Origin of the sequence: Solibacillus sp. FSL W7-1464 (assembly GCF_038004425.1) — a bacterium.
Taxonomy (GTDB): Bacteria; Bacillota; Bacilli; order Bacillales_A; family Planococcaceae; genus Solibacillus.
The window spans coordinates 3,239,625-3,258,273 of record NZ_JBBORC010000001.1 but is presented as its reverse complement, the minus strand read 5'-3'; the positions used below and the strand labels follow the sequence as shown (position 1 = coordinate 3,258,273).

The following is an 18,649-nucleotide window of genomic DNA, read 5'->3' as shown; positions in this document are numbered from 1 at the left end:
AGATAATATAATTATACTAGAGATTTTCTGATAATTCACGAAGCAGCCACCATTATTCGAGAAATATTTGCACTTTATTAACTGTTCATGAACATTTTATTCAAACGGTATATACCCTGTTTTTTCTATTGTTAACCATTATATTTTAAAAAATCAAAGTGCTGTAGTTGGTCGAAGTGTAATTGATAGTCTTTTAATCGATAATTAACGCATATACATGTTACAATAAATTGTAATAGAGTTATAAAGGGGCGATTACTTGTGAATGGAATTACAAAACTCCAACCTGGTGAACAAGTGGACCAATATTTATTGATAAAAGAATCAAAAAAAGGTGTTACGACTGTCGGCAAGCCTTTTATGTCACTGATTTTACAGGATCGTAGCGGTGATATTGAAGCTAAGCTATGGGATACAAACGAGGAACATGAAAATTTATACCGTGCACAGGTAATTGTAAAAGTTGGGGGAGAGATTCACGACTATCGTGGAAAAAACCAACTGCGTGTGAAACAAATCCGACCAGCACGAGAAGAGGAAGGCGTTCAAATCAGCGATCTTTTGCCGACATCTGCCGTACCAAAAGAACAATTATTTGAAGAGCTTACACAGTACTTCTTTCAAATTCAAAATCCGAATATCTCGCGTATTACACGCAATCTTACAAAAAAATACCAAGATCAATTGCTGATATATCCTGCCGCAACTAAAAATCACCACGACTATGCGTCGGGTTTACTCGATCATGTTGTATCGATGCTCAAATTAAGTGAGGCAATCTGTGATCTATACCCGACACTAAACCGCGATTTATTGTATGCGGGTGTTATTTTGCATGATATCGGTAAGGTCATTGAGCTGAGCGGTCCGGTAGGCACAATGTATACGGTGGAAGGCAATCTGCTTGGTCATATTTCGATTATGGTCAACGAAATTGGTCAAGCTGCCAATGAGTTGAAAATTGAAGGTGAAGAAGTCATGCTGCTTCAGCATTTAGTGCTTTCACATCACGGAAAAGAAGAGTGGGGCAGCCCGAAAAAGCCTATGATTCAGGAAGCTGAAATTTTACACTATATTGACAATATTGACGCGAAGATGAATATGCTGACTCGTGCCCTTGATAAGACGAAGCCGGGTGAATTTACAGAGCGTCTCTTCCCGTTAGATAACCGCTCATTCTACAAGCCGACGATTTAAGCTGCCTGTATACAATCCTGCAGTCAAGTTTTTGACCAACAGAGATGGAGTATCGTGCCGCAAGAAAAGCTTCTTGCGTAACGGAGAACAACGTACGCTATACAAATCACAAAAATAAAATAAGGCCGTTCAATTTTACTCAGCGTAAATTTGAACGGCCTTTAATGATGAGAAGTGCTGTTATGGCTTAAGTTGTTATTGATTGTCCTGCTGGAATTTCACCATGAAATCAGCAAGGGCTTTGCATGTTTCGACCGGGACAGCATTGTAAGTGGAAGCGCGGCAACCTCCTACAGAACGGTGACCGTTTAAACCGACAAAACCGGCTGTTTTTGCTTCATCAAGGAATTTTTTCTCCAGCTCTTCATCCGCTACACGGAACGTAATGTTCATCAATGAGCGAGAATCATCAGTTGCATGCCCGTAGTAGAAGCCGTTCGAATTGTCGATCACATCATAAATATACTTCGCCTTTTCTTCATTGCGCTGCTCGATCGCTTGTAAGCCACCTTCAGCTTTCACCCATTTCAATACTTCACCTAACATATAAATCCCGAAAGTAGGAGGAGTATTGTACAATGAATTATTTTTTGAATGCGTTGCAAATTTCAGCATTGTCGGGATATTTGAATTTGCTTTTTCAAGAAAATCTTTGCGGATGATGACTACCGTTACACCTGAAGGGCCTAAGTTTTTCTGTGCACCCGCATAAATCATAGCGAACTTTGATACATCAATTTTCTTCGATAAAATATCGGAAGACATGTCCGCAATCAGCGGAACGTCACCCGTAGTCGGGAATGTTTTCCATTGTGTACCGAAAATTGTATTGTTCGATGTTAAGTGAAGGTATGCTGCATCCTCGTCGATTTGGATATCCGAAAGAGCCGGGATATTTTTGTAGTTATTGCTTTTTGAGCTTGCTGCCTCTACAGGGGTACCGAATAACTTCGCTTCTGCAAAGGCTTTTTCCGACCAGGCACCTGTTTGGATATAGCTTGCCTTTTGTCCTTCATTTAAGAAGTTCATTGGAATCATTGAAAATTGAAGGCTTGCTCCACCCTGTAAAAATAGTACTTCATAGTTTTCAGGGATTTCATACAACTCGCGTAAATTTGAGATTGCTTCATTATGCACGCCTTCAAATGCAGCGCTGCGGTGACTCAATTCCATTACAGACATACCTGTACCTTTGAAATCTACTAGTTCTGCCTGTGCTTTTTGTAAAACTTCCAATGGTAATGCCGATGGACCAGCATTAAAGTTAAATGCGCGTTTTGTCGTTACTGTCAATGCAATCACTCCTGAATTTTAATATTAGAATATAAATTGATAATATACCCTTTTGGCACAGATATGTGAAAATTCTTGAAATTATCTTTCGAATAAACAAAAAAGAGAAGAACTTATAGAAAATATATAGATTTTTGTCACAAAGGAAAAGGGAATGTTCGTGTTTTGGGCATATTTATTTTTACAGTCTTGTTTATAAACAGGAACTATGCGAGTATAGAGGGGATGAATTACAGGAGGTATATAAAAATGGAACAGTTACCCAAGTGTCCGGAATGCGGATCAGAGTATACGTATGAAGATGGACAGAATTATGTGTGCCCGGAATGTGCGCATGAATGGTCTCAATCGGCGGAAACAGTGGAAGAAGGATTAGTCGTTCGCGATGCAAACGGCAACTTGTTGGCTGAAGGTGATACTGTCACGGTTGTAAAGGATCTGAAAGTGAAGGGGAGCTCCTCTACATTGAAAATCGGCACACGTGTTAAAAACATTCGACTTGTAGAAGGCGACCACAATATTGACTGTAAAATTGACGGTTTTGGTGCAATGAAGCTGAAATCGGAATTCGTGAAGAAAAACTAAAAAATGCGAGGCCCGTTAGTGGGTCTCGCATTTATATGTCAACGATTATTCAGCTTTGAAGCCTGAAAATGCGTCTTTTAATTCTTCGTCTTTAACTTTTACATCAGCTTCGTTGATTAACTCTGCCATTTTCGTGTTCCAATCAGCTTTTGTCGCTGCAATTGACTCACGGATTTCTTCTTTTTTGTCTTCAAGTTTACCGTAATCTTTCACATCACGTTTTTCAGTCACTTGAATGATGTGGAAACCGTGCTCAGATTGTACAGGCTCACTGATTTGGTCTATTTCCAATGCATATGCAGCATCATTGAATTCAGGCACCATTGTACCTACTGTAAACCAGCCTAAATCTCCGCCTTGTGCTCCTGAACCTGGATCAGTTGAGAATTCTTTCGCTAATTTAGCAAAATCTTCCCCAGCATCTAATTTAGCTTTGACTTCTTTGGCAGTCTCTTCATCTTCCACTAAAATGTGACGAGCGTTTAATTCTTTAGACGCTTGGTTGTAGTACTTTTCGATTTCCTCGTCAGTCACTTCAACATCTTTTAATGCTTTCTCTTGTAACAACGTGAAACGAATATTTGTTTTTAACGTTTCTTCCGTTAAATTGCTTTGAGCTAAAACAGCTTCATAGCTTTCGCCATACTGCTCTTTTACACCCTTCAATTCTTCTTCGATTTCCTCGTCAGTCACTTTATATTTATCGTTTAAAATCTGTTCAACTACTACTTGTTGCAGTAATTGATCACCAGCGATGTCCTTCATCGAATTATAAAATTCTTCTTGAGTGATATCGCCTACGCTTGTTGATACAACAACTTCATCGCCTGGATTACTGCATGCAGCTAAACCGATTGAAGCAGCAACTGTTAATGCAAAAATGGACTTTTTCATTTAAATACGCTCCTAACTTAACTTTAATGCAATTGTAACTATAACATAAACGATTTAAAAACAAAATGGTTGCATGTGAAGAGTGCCTAAGTTTTGTGACGACAGGCGCATACGATATTGAGAGAAAGAGAGAAGGGAGGTGTCAATATGGGTGGCGGAGGTTACAACGGCGGCGGCTACGGCTCTGGCTTTGCTCTTTTAGTTGTATTGTTTATCTTGTTGATTATTGTAGGTGCAGCTTTCATCTACTAAGAAAGAAAGGTGTGTTAAAAGTCATTACGGCTTTTAACACACCTTTTCCAATTATTAAAGTATGACCAAAAAATTATTACATAATTTAAACGGCCAGCAGTACTTCGACATACATGCTCACTAGTAAAATCGTAATCAGTACATTAATCGTACGGAAAATTTTTGGCTGTTTTTCTTCTGGAATTTCGCGTCGACTGCATAATGCGGCAGTCATTCGATTTATTTGGAATAAGTATATTACTGAGAATAAAATTACAACAAGTAGTAACAAATTTATTCCTCCCCTCTAAAGCATCAATAAAAACTTAAATATCAAGCGGAACTAAAATTTCATAACCTCTTGGCGTTTCTTCAATTATAGCATTGTTTGGTGCAGACATTAAATTTTTCACATATAAAAAATCCATCAGACAAATACAACAGTGAAATGCGAGCAGACCACTAAAATAATGCGCATATTCAGGGAAGGAAATGCCTCCAGCAATCAATGCGGAATTAATCGTAACAAAAGGTGTAACGAGTGCGAAAATGTAAGATTTTTTCGGTATGCCGTTTTGCAGACGCATGCGGACAACCGGCATGAAATGCTGGATTTTAAAACGAACGACGAGTGATTTTCTATGTTGAAGCAGAGCGAAATAATGCAATAATTTGTGCATAGGATAAACAAAAGGTATTACTAATAAAACTAACCAAAAATGGCGGTCGATATGCTTGCCGTTAAAATTAAAACTAAATGCAATGTATGAAAAGCAAAATACAAGGACGAAAAGAGTGATTGCCAATAGTACAAGCCTTCCCGTACCATATTCGCGCTCAATGTTGATCGTTTTCCAACAATGCATGTCAGCCCTCCTAAATCATTATGGAAAAGGACGTATTATGCTTTTCCATTAACGTAACATTATTAAACATAAAACTAACTATAATAAATAAAAAAAGAAATGTCATCCATTTAAAATTGGCGACATTTCTTACTATCACTTTATGAAGTTGTTGAGATTGAAGGCTTTCCTTTGTCATCGATTGTTTCTTTGAAGTTGAAGAAAGACCGTTCAAATATTTCGATGAAGTCATCTCCATAAATATTTCGAATAACAGCCATTACATCTAAAAACTCCGGGAAACGTCCGTAAAGTTCTTTTAACGGCAATGCACCAGTTAAAATCGTATGTTCTGTATCGTGATAATGATCGTACATACGTAAGATGAGTTCAGCGCCTTTATCAGTTAACTCAACATATGTATTTCGTTTGTCTTCATCACGTTTTGAGAAAGTAAGTAATCCACGTTCTTCTAATTTTTTTGAAAAGTTGAAAGCGGTAGATACATGCATGACACCAAATTTAGCTACATCTGAAATGGAGGCACCTTTCAAATGATATGAAATCCATAAAATATGGTGTTCATTAATATTTAAATCAAAAGGTTTAATCCATGTTTGCCAATCTTTTTCGATAGCTTTCCATAGTGCTTTCGAAAGTTGTGCGACTCTTTGGCTAAATAACATAGCCTCTCTTTGCGAGTATAAATCTTCTGTCAAAGCAATCACCTTCTTCTTTCATTAACATTTTAAAATTATTATAGCAATAAAAGAAAAGAGTTTAAAGTTAGAAAAATGGAATAATTCAACATTGGTTGATTTATGCTATAAAAAGATAAATTTAAGATTGATTTGACAGTTTTTATAGTTTGAATTAGTTCTAAAGTAATGGCGGTGAATCGCTATTCATTACCCGTCATTTTTGTTTGAAGGTATATTTTTCTCGATTTCACTTATAGAATTCTGTAATTTCTCTATTTCTTGTTTTAAATTTATCGTTTCGGGTTCAATCTGTGTTTTGAAATTTGCCAAACTATCCTTTAATTCATTTACTATACTAGGCATACTATTTTGGACTTCTGCCTTTAACGTTGTGATGGATTGCTTCACACTAGTCAATTCGCTATTTAATTCGCTTTGAACACCTTGAAACTTTGATTTAGCGTTTTTTGTGTTTTCCAATAAATTTTGTCGTAAAGTTGTCCCTGACTGTGGTGCTGTGAATAAAATGACTGCTGCACCGCTAACGATGCCTGTTGTAACACCTAGTAAAAATGATTTTGCTTTCATAGTGGTAACCTCGCTTTTTTATATTTGTTATCCAAATCTTTTTCCGAATCCATCTTCCGGTAAACATTGAAAAGATGGGACAGAGATGTATTAAAAGAAAAACCAGCATTTTCACATATGAAAAAGATGCTGGCCATAGTCTCCTCATACCATTATGTAGCCATGATCGGAGCAATTATAAGTGTGATTTAATTTCCTCGGAAAGTGTCGACAGCACTTCTGGCGGGAATTCCTGTGAACGGCCATTCCAGTTGACAACAAGTCCATCTTTTTCGTCATAGCGCGGAACAAGATGCAAATGATAATGGAAAACAGTTTGACCTGCTTCAGCTCCGTTATTATTGATCGTATTCATTCCGGCCGGGTTAAAGGCTGCTTTAATGGCATTTGCTACTTTCGGTGCAGCAGCATATAGATTGCGTGCCACATCTTCAGACATTTCAAATAAATCTTTACAGTGCGTTTTCGGGATTAACAGTGTATGGCCTTTTGTTAGCGGGGCAATGTCCATGAAGGCAAAAGTATGCTCATCCTCATAAACCTTAATACTTGGAATTTCACCGGCAATAATTTTGCAAAATAAGCAATCACTCATATTATTTATCGCTCCTTTTTTGTTTTTGATTTTCACCATGAGAAGTTAGAAAATAATGATAATGTAAATTGAGAGGGTGAAAGCGCGGAAAATTTTCTCGAAAAGCACCCGCCTGCAATAAATATCAATTTGTACAACCCCAATTTATGGTGAACATACTATTATTTTTCTTTATTCTATCATAGATTATTCGGAAAACTACTTTCTTATATAAAGGATTTATTTTTTGTTCTTTGAATTGAGTGTTGCATTCAGTGTTCAATTTTATTCGCTTTTGATAAACTAAATTTTAGAAAAGAGGAGTGACGACTGTGACAATTTTACAACTGCAAAATGTAACAGGTGGTTATACGAGAAAGCCTGTGATTCAAGATTTATCATTTGAAATTAATAAAGGAGAGCTGGTTGGCTTAATCGGCCTTAATGGTGCGGGGAAAAGTACAACGATCAAGCATATTATTGGTACGCTCCTGCCGCGCTCCGGGGAAATTCGTTTAAATGGTGTGACGTTAAAGGAAAATTTGGACAAGTACCGGTCAAGCTTCTCCTATATTCCGGAAACACCCGTACTATATGAAGAGTTAACATTAAAAGAACATTTGCAATTAACGGCAATGGCCTATGGGTTAGATGAAAAAACGTTGGATGAGCGCTCTGAAGTTTTATTGAAGGAATTTCGTATGGAAAAGCGACTGAACTGGTTCCCATCGCACTTTTCAAAGGGGATGCGCCAGAAAGTAATGATCATGTGCGCCTTTTTGGTCGATCCAAGTCTGTATATTATCGATGAGCCGTTTGTCGGGTTGGATCCGCTCGGCATTCAGTCATTGCTTGACCAAATGGATAATAAAAAGCGTGCAGGTGCATCGATTTTAATGTCGACACATATTTTATCGACTGCAGAAAAACATTGTGACCGCATCATTCTGCTTCATGAGGGGCGTGTACGGGCACAAGGGACAATGAATGATTTGCGCAAAGCGTTCAATATGCCGACTGCGACACTGGATGATTTGTATATTGCGATGACAAAGGAGCAGGACAATGAACAGCATGCATAGTGTATGGGCTAAGCGCTTCGAGCATTACATCGGCGAAGTGATGAAGTATATGCGCTTCGTCTTTACAGGGCATATTGCGATTGTCCTTGTCTTTATATTAGGGGCAGGGGGATATCAGTACAGCGAATGGCTGAAGGTCGTGCAGCCGGATTTCCTGGCAGAATGGCTTATTGCCATTGTAACAGGTGTCCTGGTTGCATTAAGCAGACCTGTCACATTGCTGAAAGAACCCGATCAAGTTTACCTATTGCCGCTTGAAAGCCAAATGCCGAACTACTTTAAAAAGGCGATGAACTGGACATTCTGGTCACAGCTATTGTTGCCGGTCGTTCTGTATATAATTACGATTCCATTGTTGAAAGAGGTTACGACACTCAGCGCGGGTGAGATTTGGCTGACGGCTGCATTTATTGCGGTATTAAAATTTATTAATGTTCGCGCCGAATTCAATTACCGTTATGCAAATCGCGGCAATGCCATATTTCTGGATCGTGTTGTAAGGGCGATCGTTTCAATAATCGGGATTCAAATGACATTGACAGACGGTTTGCTGGGTATCGTATTTCTCATTATGATGGCCTATTATACAATGACGTTGAAGAAAAAAGTGCAGGATCATCCTGTGCCGTACGAACATTTTATTAAGCTTGAGCAAAACCGTATGATGCGTTTTTACCGTTTTGCCAACTACTTTACAGATGTACCGCATTTAAAGGGCTCAGTAAAACGTCGTGCATGGCTGGATATTGCCTATAAAGCGATCAGCTATAAAAAGGAAAATACACAGGCGTATTTAATATACCGGACGTTTATCCGTACAGATGACCATTTTTATTTATGGGTGCGGCTAACGGCGATTTCAGCTGTTATTGCGATGTTTATTACGATTCCTTTTGTGACTTGGATCGTTGTCGGTGCACTGGCATTTGCAACAACGCTTCAGCTTAAGTATGCGCTCATGTCGGCAGGGGATTTCCGAATGGACATGCTTTATCCGATTCCTCGCGATACGAGAAAACAGGCTGTCGCAAAGCTGCTTCGCCAACTGAGCATTGTTCAGGCCATTATCGTGACACTTTGCGCAGTCATGCAGCCGCAGTTTTATATCATACCGGTTGTCATTATCGCAGTGAGCGAACTGACGATGAGAATGTCAAAATAAAAAATGGAATTGTAACAATAAATAGAGGTTGGCATAGAAGTAGATATATGTGGGATAAGAAGGAAACTTTATTAGAAACGAATATTAAAATTGATTGGAATGGAGGGGCGACTCCTGGGGGATAAGCGTGACGCCTGAGACTAATGAACAAAAGCTAAGTGCGCCACGTCCTGTGGCAACGCTTTTGTGACCAACATCGTGTTGGCCCCATGCCACGCCCCCGGAGAGCGTCCCCGGAATGGAAATCAATTTTAGAGCTCATCAAAAAAGCTACTTTTCTCTCAGAGAAAAGTAGCTTTTTGGGTTATAATACACTTCATTATATTTATAACAAGAATCCGCCAATTAATAACCCGACGGCGATAACTATAATAGAAGGAACTTTAAATTTTTCCAATGCAATATAGCTTCCGGCAATCATTAAAATTGTTGGAATCAGTTTATTTGATTCATAGGAAGACTTTGCGAAATCGAATGTTAATGAAATTAATAATACGGCAATTGCAGGTAAGACAAAGCTTGATAACCGCATTACTTTAGGCGAATCTCTATATTTATGTAGTAGATTCAAAAGTGTGATCATTAAAATCAGGGTAGGGGCAACTGTTGCAAATAACGCTATAATGCTCCCTAAAAATCCGCCGACTTCAAATCCGATATAGCCTGCCATCTTCGTTGCAATTGGACCGGGAAGCGAATTTGCCAAAGCAAGAAATTCACTGAATTCACTTTGCGTCATCCACTCATACCTGTCCACCACTTCATGCTCAATTAATGGGATTGAAGCAGGCCCGCCACCGTATGCCAAAAGATTCGGTATTAAAAATGCAATAAAAAGTTCCCAAAATATCATTGTTCTTTTCCTCCTTTAGCTGGCAGTGCAAGCGCCAATATTAAGAGGGAAGCAATGATAATCCCAGGATGGAGATCGAATACAACCATCGTAATAAAACTATATAAGAAAATAATGGCGCTGATTTTCAGACCTAAAGATTTATGCGATTTTTTCAGGAAGTCGAATGCGTACAGCCCCATCATTACTGTCACGATCGGTATAACCCCTTTAGACATATTATTGATAAAATCGGAGTTGCTAAATTGTTTCAAAGAATTTAATAGAATAATAATTAATAGTACAGTAGGCATTACCGTCGCAAACAAGGCGTTGATTAACCCGAGCACTCCGCCTATACGGTAACCAATATAGCCTGCCATCTTTGTCGCAATCGGACCAGGAAGTGTGTTTCCGATTGATAAAACATCGGAAAAATCATCATCCGTCATAAGTTTATACTTTTCCACCACTTCTTTGTGAAGTAATGGAATTATTGTCGGACCCCCACCGAACCCAAGAATTCCAGACACAAAGAAAGCTTTGAACAACTGAATTTGAATTTTCACATCATAACCGCCTTTTAATTAGTTAGAAGCAGAATAGTTCGGAAAACGAAAGATTTTGTAAATATGTATTATTTTATATAAAAATGCTACGAAATACAATCGTAGCATTTTTCATAAAAGCATTATTCTTTTGAAGCTGCACTATATGTCGTAATATAGGAGGATGAGTTAAACATCGACTGTAACACTTGTGTCGTACCTTCAAAAACAGGGGCAAATGTAGTTTTATACTCATCGCTGGCTTTCCAGACTTCATAGGAAGCAGGTCCGCCCCATTGAATAATAAATAGATAGGTTTCGGCTTTAACCGGACGCAGTAAACGGTAGGCAATTACAGCGTCATTGGAATTCAATGCAGGGATGACGTCGAGAGCTTTTTTCTCGAAAACCGGGCGCTCATCTGACATAATGGGCATATTGAAAAAAGTAAAATAGCCTTTTTGCGTAAACTGCCCGTCTTGTGCAATGACTTCAAACTTGCGAGGTACTGCGAAAATAGATTTCCTATCTGTTTCGTGCAACACCACCGAATTTCCATTACCGTGCAATAAAATTAAAGGGTGCTGTGGATTTTTTACGATTAATTTTTCCATATAGTCAGGTGTTCCTGAAGTTACATAAAAATTCATATGACCGACCTCCTTTACACTATTATTTCCATTTATAAAGATGTTCAAGCCATTTGTCAAAAAGTTCTGTAGCAGAAGAGACAAATTTATGACATTTATTAAAGAAATCTATACAATTATTTATGAAAAGTTTATAGTCGATGATGGATATCAATGCGTTTTTGAGGTATAGAATAAAAAAGAATTTACTTTAAGGGGTAGAAATCAAACATGATGAAATTTAATGACACATTATTACGTGCTGCTCGCGGTGAGCAAGTAGAGCATACTCCGGTTTGGTTTATGCGCCAGGCAGGCCGTTCACAGCCAGAATATCGTGAAATAAAAGAAAAATATTCATTAGAAGAGATTACAATGCAGCCGGAGTTATGCGCATATGTGACACGTTTACCTGTCGACCAGTACAACGTGGATGCTGCGATTCTTTATAAAGATATCGTTACCCCTTTACCAGGAATGGGAATTGATGTAAAAATAAAAGCAGGAATCGGTCCGGTTATTTCAAATCCTATCCGTTCAGCTGCTGATGTGGAAAACTTGCGTGACTTCAACGCACAGGAGCATACACCTTTCGTGTTGGAGACAATTAAAATGTTAACAACAGAACAGTTAAATGTTCCGTTAATCGGTTTTGGCGGTGCGCCGTTCACGCTTGCGAGCTATATGATCGAAGGCGGCCCAAGTAAAAACTATGCTAAAACAAAATCATTCATGGTTTCGCAGCCGAAAGCATGGTTTGCTTTAATGGAAAAACTGGCTGATATGATTATTGTGGATATTACAGCGCAAGTAGAAGCTGGTGCAAAGGCAATCCAAATTTTCGATTCTTGGGTTGGTGCATTAAATGTGGAAGATTACCGTATTTTCATCAAGCCGACGATGACACGCATTTTTGCTGAATTGCGCGCATTAAATGTGCCGTTAATCCAGTTTGGTGTAGGTGCATCGCATTTAGTAAACGAATGGCATGACCTGCCAGTCGATGTAGTAGGTTTGGACTGGCGTTTACCTATCCGTGAAGCAGAAGCGCGCGGCGTTACAAAAGCGGTACAAGGGAACCTGGATCCTACATTATTATTGGCAGACTGGAACGTAATCGAAGCACGCGCAAAAGATATTGTCGATCAAGGTTTAGCACATACTGGCGGGCATATTTTCAACTTAGGCCACGGCGTCTTCCCTGAAGTAGATCCAGCTGTATTAAAACGACTGACAACATTTGTACACGAATACAGCCGCGAACAAATCGCAAAACGTTCATAATACAACAATAGGTTTAAATTTGACCATTCACCGGTGTAGGTGAGAAAACTATATAGATGAAGGTTGACTGGAGAGCACCCAAAAATAAATGGGATGTAAAACCTTTAAAACTAATAAAAAAAGAAACGTGTTTAAAAACATGCAGAGGTGAACTTACATGAAAGAAGTACGCGGGTTATTAGTAATGGCTTATGGTACGCCATACAAAGAAGAAGATATCGAACGTTATTACACACATATTCGTCATGGCCGCAAACCGAGTCAGGAACATTTGGACGACTTAACAGAACGTTACCGTGCAATCGGCGGTATATCTCCGCTTGCGAAAATGACGGAAGCACAGGCCCATGCATTATGTGCACGTTTGAACGAAGTACAGGATGAAGTGGAATATAAAGTATTTATCGGCTTAAAGCATATTGAACCATTCGTAGAAGATGCTGTAGAAGCAATGGTGAAAGAAGGAATCACTGAAGCGGTATCAATCGTTTTAGCACCGCACTTCTCAACTTTCTCGATTAAATCGTACAATGGACGAGCGAAAGAAGCTGCAGAAAAATTAGGCGGAACATTAAATATCACTTCTGTTGAAGCATGGTATGACGAGCCTAAATTCATTGAATTCTGGAAAAATGCCGTGAATGGCGAGCTTGCGAAAATGACTGAAGAAGAACGTGCAAATGCGTGCTTAATCGTGTCTAACCACTCATTGCCGGAAAAAATTAAGCTTGCAGGCGATCCGTATGAAGAGCAGTTAATCGAAACAGCACGTTTAATCGAAGAGGCTTCTGATATTGTGAATGTTGAAGTAGGCTGGCAGTCAGCCGGACAAACACCGGAGCCGTGGCTAGGACCGGATGTACAGGACTTAACAAAGGAATTATTTGAGCAAAAAGGTTATAAAGCATTCATCTATACACCAGTAGGATTTGTTACAGAGCATCTAGAAGTGCTATATGATAATGACATTGAGTGTAAAGTTGTTTGTGACGAAATCGGTGCAAGCTACTATCGCCCGACAATGCCAAATACACATCCTTTATTCATTGATGCAATGGTAGATGCTATCAATAAAAAATTAGCGAAATAGTAGAGAGTGATGATGAGGGTGACTTTAAAAAGGAAGAAGATTGTTATCGTTGGCGGTGGCATCACTGGTTTAACGACGGCATACTATTTACAGCAAAAAACGAAGGCGCATAATTTACCGATAGACATCGTGCTGATCGAAGCGTCACTACGTTTAGGTGGTAAAATCCATACAGTACGGCAAAATGGGTATATTATCGAACGTGGGCCTGAATCGTTTTTTGATACAGGTAGCAGTGTCCGAAAGTTGGCACGTGATTTAAATATCGAACATGAGATGATTCAAAATAATTATGGTCGAACATTCATCGCAGTTGGTAGCAAGTTACACCAAATTCCGAGCAATATTCTGCTTGGGGGGTCACCTAAAATCTTCCCGTTCATGACATCGAATGTTCTATCCTTAATGGGGAAATTCCGCGCAGCAGGAGATTTGTTATTACCGAAATTACCGCATGCTGCAGACGAACCGATTAGTGAATTTTTCAATCGACGCTTTGGTAAAGAAGTTGTAGAAAATTTAGTGGAGCCGGTATTGGCGGGTACTTTTGCAGGTGATGTTGACCATCTTAGTATGCTATCGATGTTCCCGCAGTTTTATCAGTTGGAAAAAGAATACCGCAGTTTACTGCTCGGTATGAAAAAAACCGGAAAAGGTATTTACGCGCTCGTGGATACTCCAGGTGAACTGCATTACGAATCATTCGAAAACGGATTGGAATCTTTAATTGAAACATTGGAAAAGGCCTTAACGGATGTAACGATTTTAAAAGGATTGAAAGTGAATTTCATCGAAAAAAATAATGATGACACGCATCTTATAGAATTGAATGACGGTACGTCGATCCAAGCAGATAAAATCGTCGTGACGACACCTTTTAATGTAACAAAAAAAATCTTCCCAGATTCAACAACGATGCTGAAAGCTCCGGACATGAACTATGCGACAATTGCCACGGTTACGATGGCATTTGAAAAAGGTTCGATGCAAAAATATGAGGATGCACTTAACTTCTTCGTTTCACGCAATAGTCATTTTGCGATTACAAGCTGTACGTGGAGTCACAGGAAATGGGATAATGTGTCACCGGATGGCCATGAGCTGTTGAGGGTTTACATTGGCCGTGTAGGGGACGAATCGATTGTGGAACTGCCTGACAGTGAAATCGAAAAAATCGTACTGCAGGATTTGGAACGGGCGGTGGGGTTGAATGCCCAGCCATTACTGACGACAGTTGCCCGCTGGAAGGAAGCAATGCCTCAATATACAATTGGTCATGAGTCTCGCATGTCAACTATGAAAAAACAGTTTTATCAGGAGTTTCCGAATGTCTTGTTAACAGGAAGCTCCTATGAGGGAATTAGTATTCCAGACTGTGTATTGCAAGGAAGACACACTGCCGAGCAATTACTCAACCAGTTGGCCGAGTCAAAATTAGCAATGTAACAATTCAGTAGACTAATTGAACAAAATGCTGTATTAAAAGTGAATCGCTTTTAATGCAGCATTTTTGTTTGAAGAATTTCCGAATGGTTCACAAATTTATCTTAATTATAGTATGCATCTGTCCGGATTTTTTAGTACGCTTATAAAGATGGGGAAAAGATTGCAGTAAATTACATAATTGTTAACAAGGATGGGAGATTTCATGATGAGAAAATGGTTATACAGTTTAGTAGCAGTACCCTTTTTACTGGGAGGATGTGGCGATGATCCTGAAGTTGAGACACTTGATACTGCCGAGGTACCGGCAATTGTAGATGTACATATTCAAACGGCTGAACAATTAAATGCAGGGGAAAAGATTCAGCTTGCAGCACGTGTAACTCAAGATGATGAAGCGGTAAATGATGCAAAAGAAGTGAAGTTTGAAGTATGGGAATCTGGCCTTCGCGATGAAGGGGAGATGCTGGACGGAGAACTGACAGAAGACGGAATCTATGTCGCTGACTATACGTTTGACCATGATGGCGTATACTATATGTTTGCTCATACGACGGCACGAGGAATGCATGTGATGCCAAAGCAGGAGCTGATCGTCGGCAACCCTGATATGAGCAAAGTGCTGGAAGATACAAGTTCTAATTCGATGGAACATGACGAAGAAGAAAAAGAAGAAGAAAAAGAAGAAGACCATAACCATTAAATATTGCAATATGAATAAAACGGTGTATAATAGTGACTGAATGACCGAAGTGTTCATTTGGTCACTTTTTTGAGGAGGTGGATTTATGGATCGTCGACATGAAATTTTAATAGCTGCTACAAAGTCGTTTACATTATTTGGATATAAAGCGACAACGATTGAACAAGTTGCTAAAATTGCAAATGTAGGAAAAGGGACTATATATACTTTTTTTAAAAATAAAGAAGAGCTGTTTCAGGAAGTTGTATTCCATTTAATCGGTGAAATGAAGCGCGAAACAGATCAGCTAATCGATGCAAATGCGAGCTTTATGCAAAATGCCCATACAGCATTGATGAAAATGCTGCAGTTCCGTGAGCGTCATTTACTGTTTGCTAAACTAATAGAAGAGGAAACAGCACTTGGAACTCCAGAAGTACAGCAAATGCTGTTAAAAATTGAGTCGGAAATCATTTCATACGTCTCGATGCGTATTCGAAACGGCATTGCAAAAGATGAGGTCATTGACTGTAATCCTGAGCATGTAGCTTTTTTATTGTTTAAATCGTATTTGGCTTTTATTGTAGACTGGCAGTTGACGCATAATGAACCACTCAATGAACAAGAAATTTTAACATTATTCAGCGAAACCATTTTCCGTGGTTTGGCAAAGAAAAAGTAGTAGTCACTTCCTGGTGAAGTGGTTTCTTTTTACCATGAAATGACCGAATGACGATATTGGTCATGTAGTTTTAGAAGGAGGAAATTAGTGTGATAAAAGCAGAATGGCTGAAGATTTTTAAAACAAAGAAAATGCTTATTTCAGTTATTGCCGTTCTTTTTGTTCCTGTTATGTACAGCGGGATGTTCTTATGGGCATTTTGGGATCCATATGCCAATTTAAAGAGCCTGCCGGTTGCCGTTGTCAATGAAGACAAAGGGGCTATGATGGATGAGGAAACAATGGAGCTCGGTCAAACATTGGTCGACAAGCTGATAGATAGCGAGCAATTCCAGTTTGAGGAAGTTGATGCGAAGGAAGCGGACCAAAAATTATTGGATCAAAAGTATTATATTTTAATTAAAATTCCGGAAAACTTCTCTGAGCATGCAACGACATTATTAGATGAAGAACCACAAAAGTTGGTTATTGATTATATTCCAAATGAAGGCTTCAACTTTTTAGGCGCACAAATTGGTGAAACTGCAATGGATCGTATTAAAGCGGAAGTAAATACACAGGTTTCAGCAACATATGCCGAAAAATTATTTGATTCTATTACACAGCTTGGTGACGGTTTTACCGAAGCGGCAGATGGAGCAGGAGAACTGGATAAAGGTGCCGCAAAGCTGGCGGATGGCGCTGATGAGTTGAAAGGCTATTTAGAACAATTGGCATCAAGCTCTGTTCAACTATCCGATGGTACTGACACTTTAGTTACCGGTGCTAAAAATGCTGCGAAAGGTGCTGGTGATTTGGCGGCAGGAGTAGCAAAAATTGCGGATGGCAGCAGTCAACTTGAAGCAGGAGCAAAATCTGCCGCAGATGGCGCCAATACATTGCAGCAAGGTATTGAAAGCTATACTGATGGTGTTGCACAAGTAGCAAACGGGCAAAAGGACATCACATCCGGTCAGGCAAGTTTAGCTGAAAACCTGAAACTATTAACACAAGGCACAGCGAATATCGATGACAAGGTAAAAGCGCTGGCAGATGGTTCAGCTAATGTAGCAGGCGGTATGGATCAATTGGCGGGGCAGCTGGAAGCGATATTACCTATGCTCCCTGAAGAAAATCAGGCAGCATTAAAAGCCGCACTAGGGCAGCTGCAAGAAGGCAGTAAACAAGTAAGTGGCGGTTTAAGCCAGCTACACGCAGGAACAAACGGATTGGACGATAAAATCGCGGCAATCAGTGAAGGTGCAAGTAAATTAAATGCAGGACAGCAACAAGTAACTGCAGGTGTTGCACAATTACAGCAAAATTCAGCACAGCTGATAGCAGGTGCCAATTCATTAGCACAAGGCAATACGACAATTGCCGGAAAACTAAATGAACTAACAGCAGGCGCATCAAGTGCAGCAACAGGTGCCAACACATTAGCACAAGGTTTGAACACATTAGTGGATGGTTCGAATAAATTATATGACGGTACTAGCTTGCTGGCAGAAAAGTCAGGTGAGTTGGCACAAGGTTCTACTACTTTAGCAGACGGTACGAAAGAGTTGAAGGAAGGTACGACAACTTTATCTGAAAAGTTAACGGAGGCTGGTGAAAAAGCGGCTGTAAATCCGACTGAAGAAACGTACAATATGGTCGGTTCTCCAGTGGAAGTCGAAAAAGATTCCGTAAACCATGTCCCGAATTATGGTACAGGTTTTGCACCATACTTTATTTCTTTAGGATTATTCGTCGGGGCATTATTAATTTCGATTGTATTCCCATTTGTTGAACCGGCTGTTATCCCGAAAAACAGTGCAAGCTGGTTTGTAAGTAAGGTAACTGTATTAATCGGTGTTGGATTGGTGCAGTCATTTATAACGATTGCAATTGTCGTTTGGGGGCTTGGACTTGAGGTAAATAATATGCCGCAGTTCATTCTGACAACAATTATAACTAGCTTTACATTTTTAGCTATGGTTCAATTGCTTGTGTCTGTGTTTGGTGATCCAGGACGATTTATTGCCATCGTCGTGTTGATTCTTCAATTAACAACAAGTGCAGGGACATTCCCGATTGAGCTAGTACCAGAGCAATTGCATTTCTTCAATAAAATTTTACCGATGACATTCTCTGTACAAGGCTTCAAAGCAGCCATTTCAACTGGTGATACATCATTCCTAATGTTCAACTGGTCGATTTTAGGTGCAGTTATGATTTCATGCTTAGCAATCACGTTCGGTTACTTTGCATTGCTTTATAAAAAACGTTATTCAAAACAACAAACAGAACAATAGAAGAAAAAGCATGGATTCGGGTAATTACTTG

General features: G+C 39.3%; 21 protein-coding genes. 11 read left to right on the top strand and 10 right to left on the bottom strand.

Going from position 1 to position 18,649, the window contains the following annotated elements:
- Positions 1-261: 261 nt before the first annotated feature.
- On the top strand, positions 262-1,197 hold the full coding sequence (gene yhaM / locus MKZ25_RS16245; RefSeq protein ID WP_340802390.1) for a 3'-5' exoribonuclease YhaM: 936 nt from the start codon (positions 262-264) through the stop codon (positions 1,195-1,197).
- Between the two features lie 195 nt (positions 1,198-1,392).
- Here the strand turns inward: yhaM and serC are convergent, their stop codons facing one another.
- Positions 1,393-2,490: a 3-phosphoserine/phosphohydroxythreonine transaminase gene (gene serC, locus MKZ25_RS16240; RefSeq protein WP_340802389.1), complete on the bottom strand. Its 1,098-nt coding sequence runs from the start codon at positions 2,488-2,490 to the stop codon at positions 1,393-1,395.
- A 249-nt stretch (positions 2,491-2,739) separates the two neighbouring features.
- On the opposite strand from serC, the gene MKZ25_RS16235 reads away from it, so the two are divergent.
- The gene (locus MKZ25_RS16235; protein ID WP_340802388.1) at positions 2,740-3,075 is read left to right on the top strand and encodes a zinc ribbon domain-containing protein YjdM; all 336 of its coding nucleotides are present in this window, start codon (positions 2,740-2,742) and stop codon (positions 3,073-3,075) included.
- Positions 3,076-3,120: 45 nt separating this feature from the next.
- Here the strand turns inward: MKZ25_RS16235 and MKZ25_RS16230 are convergent, their stop codons facing one another.
- Positions 3,121-3,969 (bottom strand): peptidylprolyl isomerase, encoded by an 849-nt coding sequence (locus MKZ25_RS16230; RefSeq protein WP_340802387.1) that lies wholly within the window; start codon positions 3,967-3,969, stop codon positions 3,121-3,123.
- Positions 3,970-4,116: 147 nt separating this feature from the next.
- On the opposite strand from MKZ25_RS16230, the gene MKZ25_RS16225 reads away from it, so the two are divergent.
- A complete protein-coding gene (locus MKZ25_RS16225; protein ID WP_081483416.1) occupies positions 4,117-4,221 on the top strand; it encodes a YjcZ family sporulation protein in 105 nt (34 codons plus the stop codon).
- Positions 4,222-4,306: 85 nt separating this feature from the next.
- Here the strand turns inward: MKZ25_RS16225 and MKZ25_RS16220 are convergent, their stop codons facing one another.
- From MKZ25_RS16220 to MKZ25_RS16200, 5 genes are all read right to left on the bottom strand, one after another.
- Positions 4,307-4,492 carry a hypothetical protein gene (locus MKZ25_RS16220; protein WP_079524475.1) on the bottom strand — a complete coding sequence of 62 codons (186 nt, stop codon included), beginning with the start codon at positions 4,490-4,492 and terminating at the stop codon, positions 4,307-4,309.
- A 34-nt stretch (positions 4,493-4,526) separates the two neighbouring features.
- The gene (locus MKZ25_RS16215; protein ID WP_340802386.1) at positions 4,527-5,066 is read right to left on the bottom strand and encodes a DUF3267 domain-containing protein; all 540 of its coding nucleotides are present in this window, start codon (positions 5,064-5,066) and stop codon (positions 4,527-4,529) included.
- A gap of 140 nt (positions 5,067-5,206) precedes the next feature.
- The gene (locus MKZ25_RS16210) at positions 5,207-5,770 is read right to left on the bottom strand and encodes an HTH-type transcriptional regulator Hpr (protein ID WP_340803031.1); all 564 of its coding nucleotides are present in this window, start codon (positions 5,768-5,770) and stop codon (positions 5,207-5,209) included.
- A 183-nt stretch (positions 5,771-5,953) separates the two neighbouring features.
- Positions 5,954-6,334 (bottom strand): YtxH domain-containing protein, encoded by a 381-nt coding sequence (locus MKZ25_RS16205; protein WP_340802385.1) that lies wholly within the window; start codon positions 6,332-6,334, stop codon positions 5,954-5,956.
- Between the two features lie 175 nt (positions 6,335-6,509).
- Positions 6,510-6,968 carry an HIT family protein gene (locus MKZ25_RS16200; RefSeq protein WP_340802384.1) on the bottom strand — a complete coding sequence of 153 codons (459 nt, stop codon included), beginning with the start codon at positions 6,966-6,968 and terminating at the stop codon, positions 6,510-6,512.
- A 272-nt stretch (positions 6,969-7,240) separates the two neighbouring features.
- Here MKZ25_RS16200 and MKZ25_RS16195 point away from each other — a divergent pair, with 272 nt between their 5' ends.
- Together MKZ25_RS16195 and MKZ25_RS16190 are read left to right on the top strand one after the other, a co-directional pair.
- Positions 7,241-7,990, top strand: coding sequence for an ABC transporter ATP-binding protein (locus MKZ25_RS16195; RefSeq protein ID WP_340802383.1), 750 nt, complete (start codon positions 7,241-7,243; stop codon positions 7,988-7,990).
- On the top strand, positions 7,974-9,152 hold the full coding sequence (locus MKZ25_RS16190) for an ABC transporter permease (protein WP_340802382.1): 1,179 nt from the start codon (positions 7,974-7,976) through the stop codon (positions 9,150-9,152). Before MKZ25_RS16195 ends, MKZ25_RS16190 begins: the two co-directional genes overlap by 17 nt.
- Before the next feature lie 325 nt (positions 9,153-9,477).
- On the opposite strand, the gene MKZ25_RS16185 is transcribed toward MKZ25_RS16190, so the two are convergent.
- The 3 genes from MKZ25_RS16185 to MKZ25_RS16175 form a co-directional block, all read right to left on the bottom strand.
- A complete protein-coding gene (locus tag MKZ25_RS16185; protein WP_340802381.1) occupies positions 9,478-10,005 on the bottom strand; it encodes a chromate transporter in 528 nt (175 codons plus the stop codon).
- The gene (locus tag MKZ25_RS16180) at positions 10,002-10,553 is read right to left on the bottom strand and encodes a chromate transporter (protein ID WP_340802380.1); all 552 of its coding nucleotides are present in this window, start codon (positions 10,551-10,553) and stop codon (positions 10,002-10,004) included. The genes MKZ25_RS16185 and MKZ25_RS16180 overlap by 4 nt, the downstream gene beginning before the upstream one ends.
- A gap of 122 nt (positions 10,554-10,675) precedes the next feature.
- Positions 10,676-11,182, bottom strand: a complete 507-nt coding sequence (locus tag MKZ25_RS16175) for an antibiotic biosynthesis monooxygenase family protein (RefSeq protein WP_340802379.1) — start codon at positions 11,180-11,182, stop codon at positions 10,676-10,678.
- A 210-nt stretch (positions 11,183-11,392) separates the two neighbouring features.
- Here MKZ25_RS16175 and hemE point away from each other — a divergent pair, with 210 nt between their 5' ends.
- From hemE to MKZ25_RS16145, 6 genes are all read left to right on the top strand, one after another.
- Complete coding sequence (gene hemE, locus MKZ25_RS16170) at positions 11,393-12,445, top strand: uroporphyrinogen decarboxylase (protein ID WP_340802378.1); 1,053 nt, start codon at positions 11,393-11,395, stop codon at positions 12,443-12,445.
- A 157-nt stretch (positions 12,446-12,602) separates the two neighbouring features.
- On the top strand, positions 12,603-13,535 hold the full coding sequence (hemH, locus tag MKZ25_RS16165) for a ferrochelatase (protein ID WP_251690373.1): 933 nt from the start codon (positions 12,603-12,605) through the stop codon (positions 13,533-13,535).
- A gap of 12 nt (positions 13,536-13,547) precedes the next feature.
- Positions 13,548-14,981, top strand: a complete 1,434-nt coding sequence (gene hemY / locus MKZ25_RS16160; protein WP_340802377.1) for a protoporphyrinogen oxidase — start codon at positions 13,548-13,550, stop codon at positions 14,979-14,981.
- A 205-nt stretch (positions 14,982-15,186) separates the two neighbouring features.
- Positions 15,187-15,681: a FixH family protein gene (locus tag MKZ25_RS16155; RefSeq protein WP_340802376.1), complete on the top strand. Its 495-nt coding sequence runs from the start codon at positions 15,187-15,189 to the stop codon at positions 15,679-15,681.
- 85 nt (positions 15,682-15,766) lie between these two features.
- On the top strand, positions 15,767-16,342 hold the full coding sequence (locus MKZ25_RS16150) for a TetR/AcrR family transcriptional regulator (RefSeq protein ID WP_340802375.1): 576 nt from the start codon (positions 15,767-15,769) through the stop codon (positions 16,340-16,342).
- A gap of 89 nt (positions 16,343-16,431) precedes the next feature.
- A complete protein-coding gene (locus tag MKZ25_RS16145) occupies positions 16,432-18,618 on the top strand; it encodes a YhgE/Pip domain-containing protein (protein ID WP_340802374.1) in 2,187 nt (728 codons plus the stop codon).
- Positions 18,619-18,649: the final 31 nt, after the last annotated feature.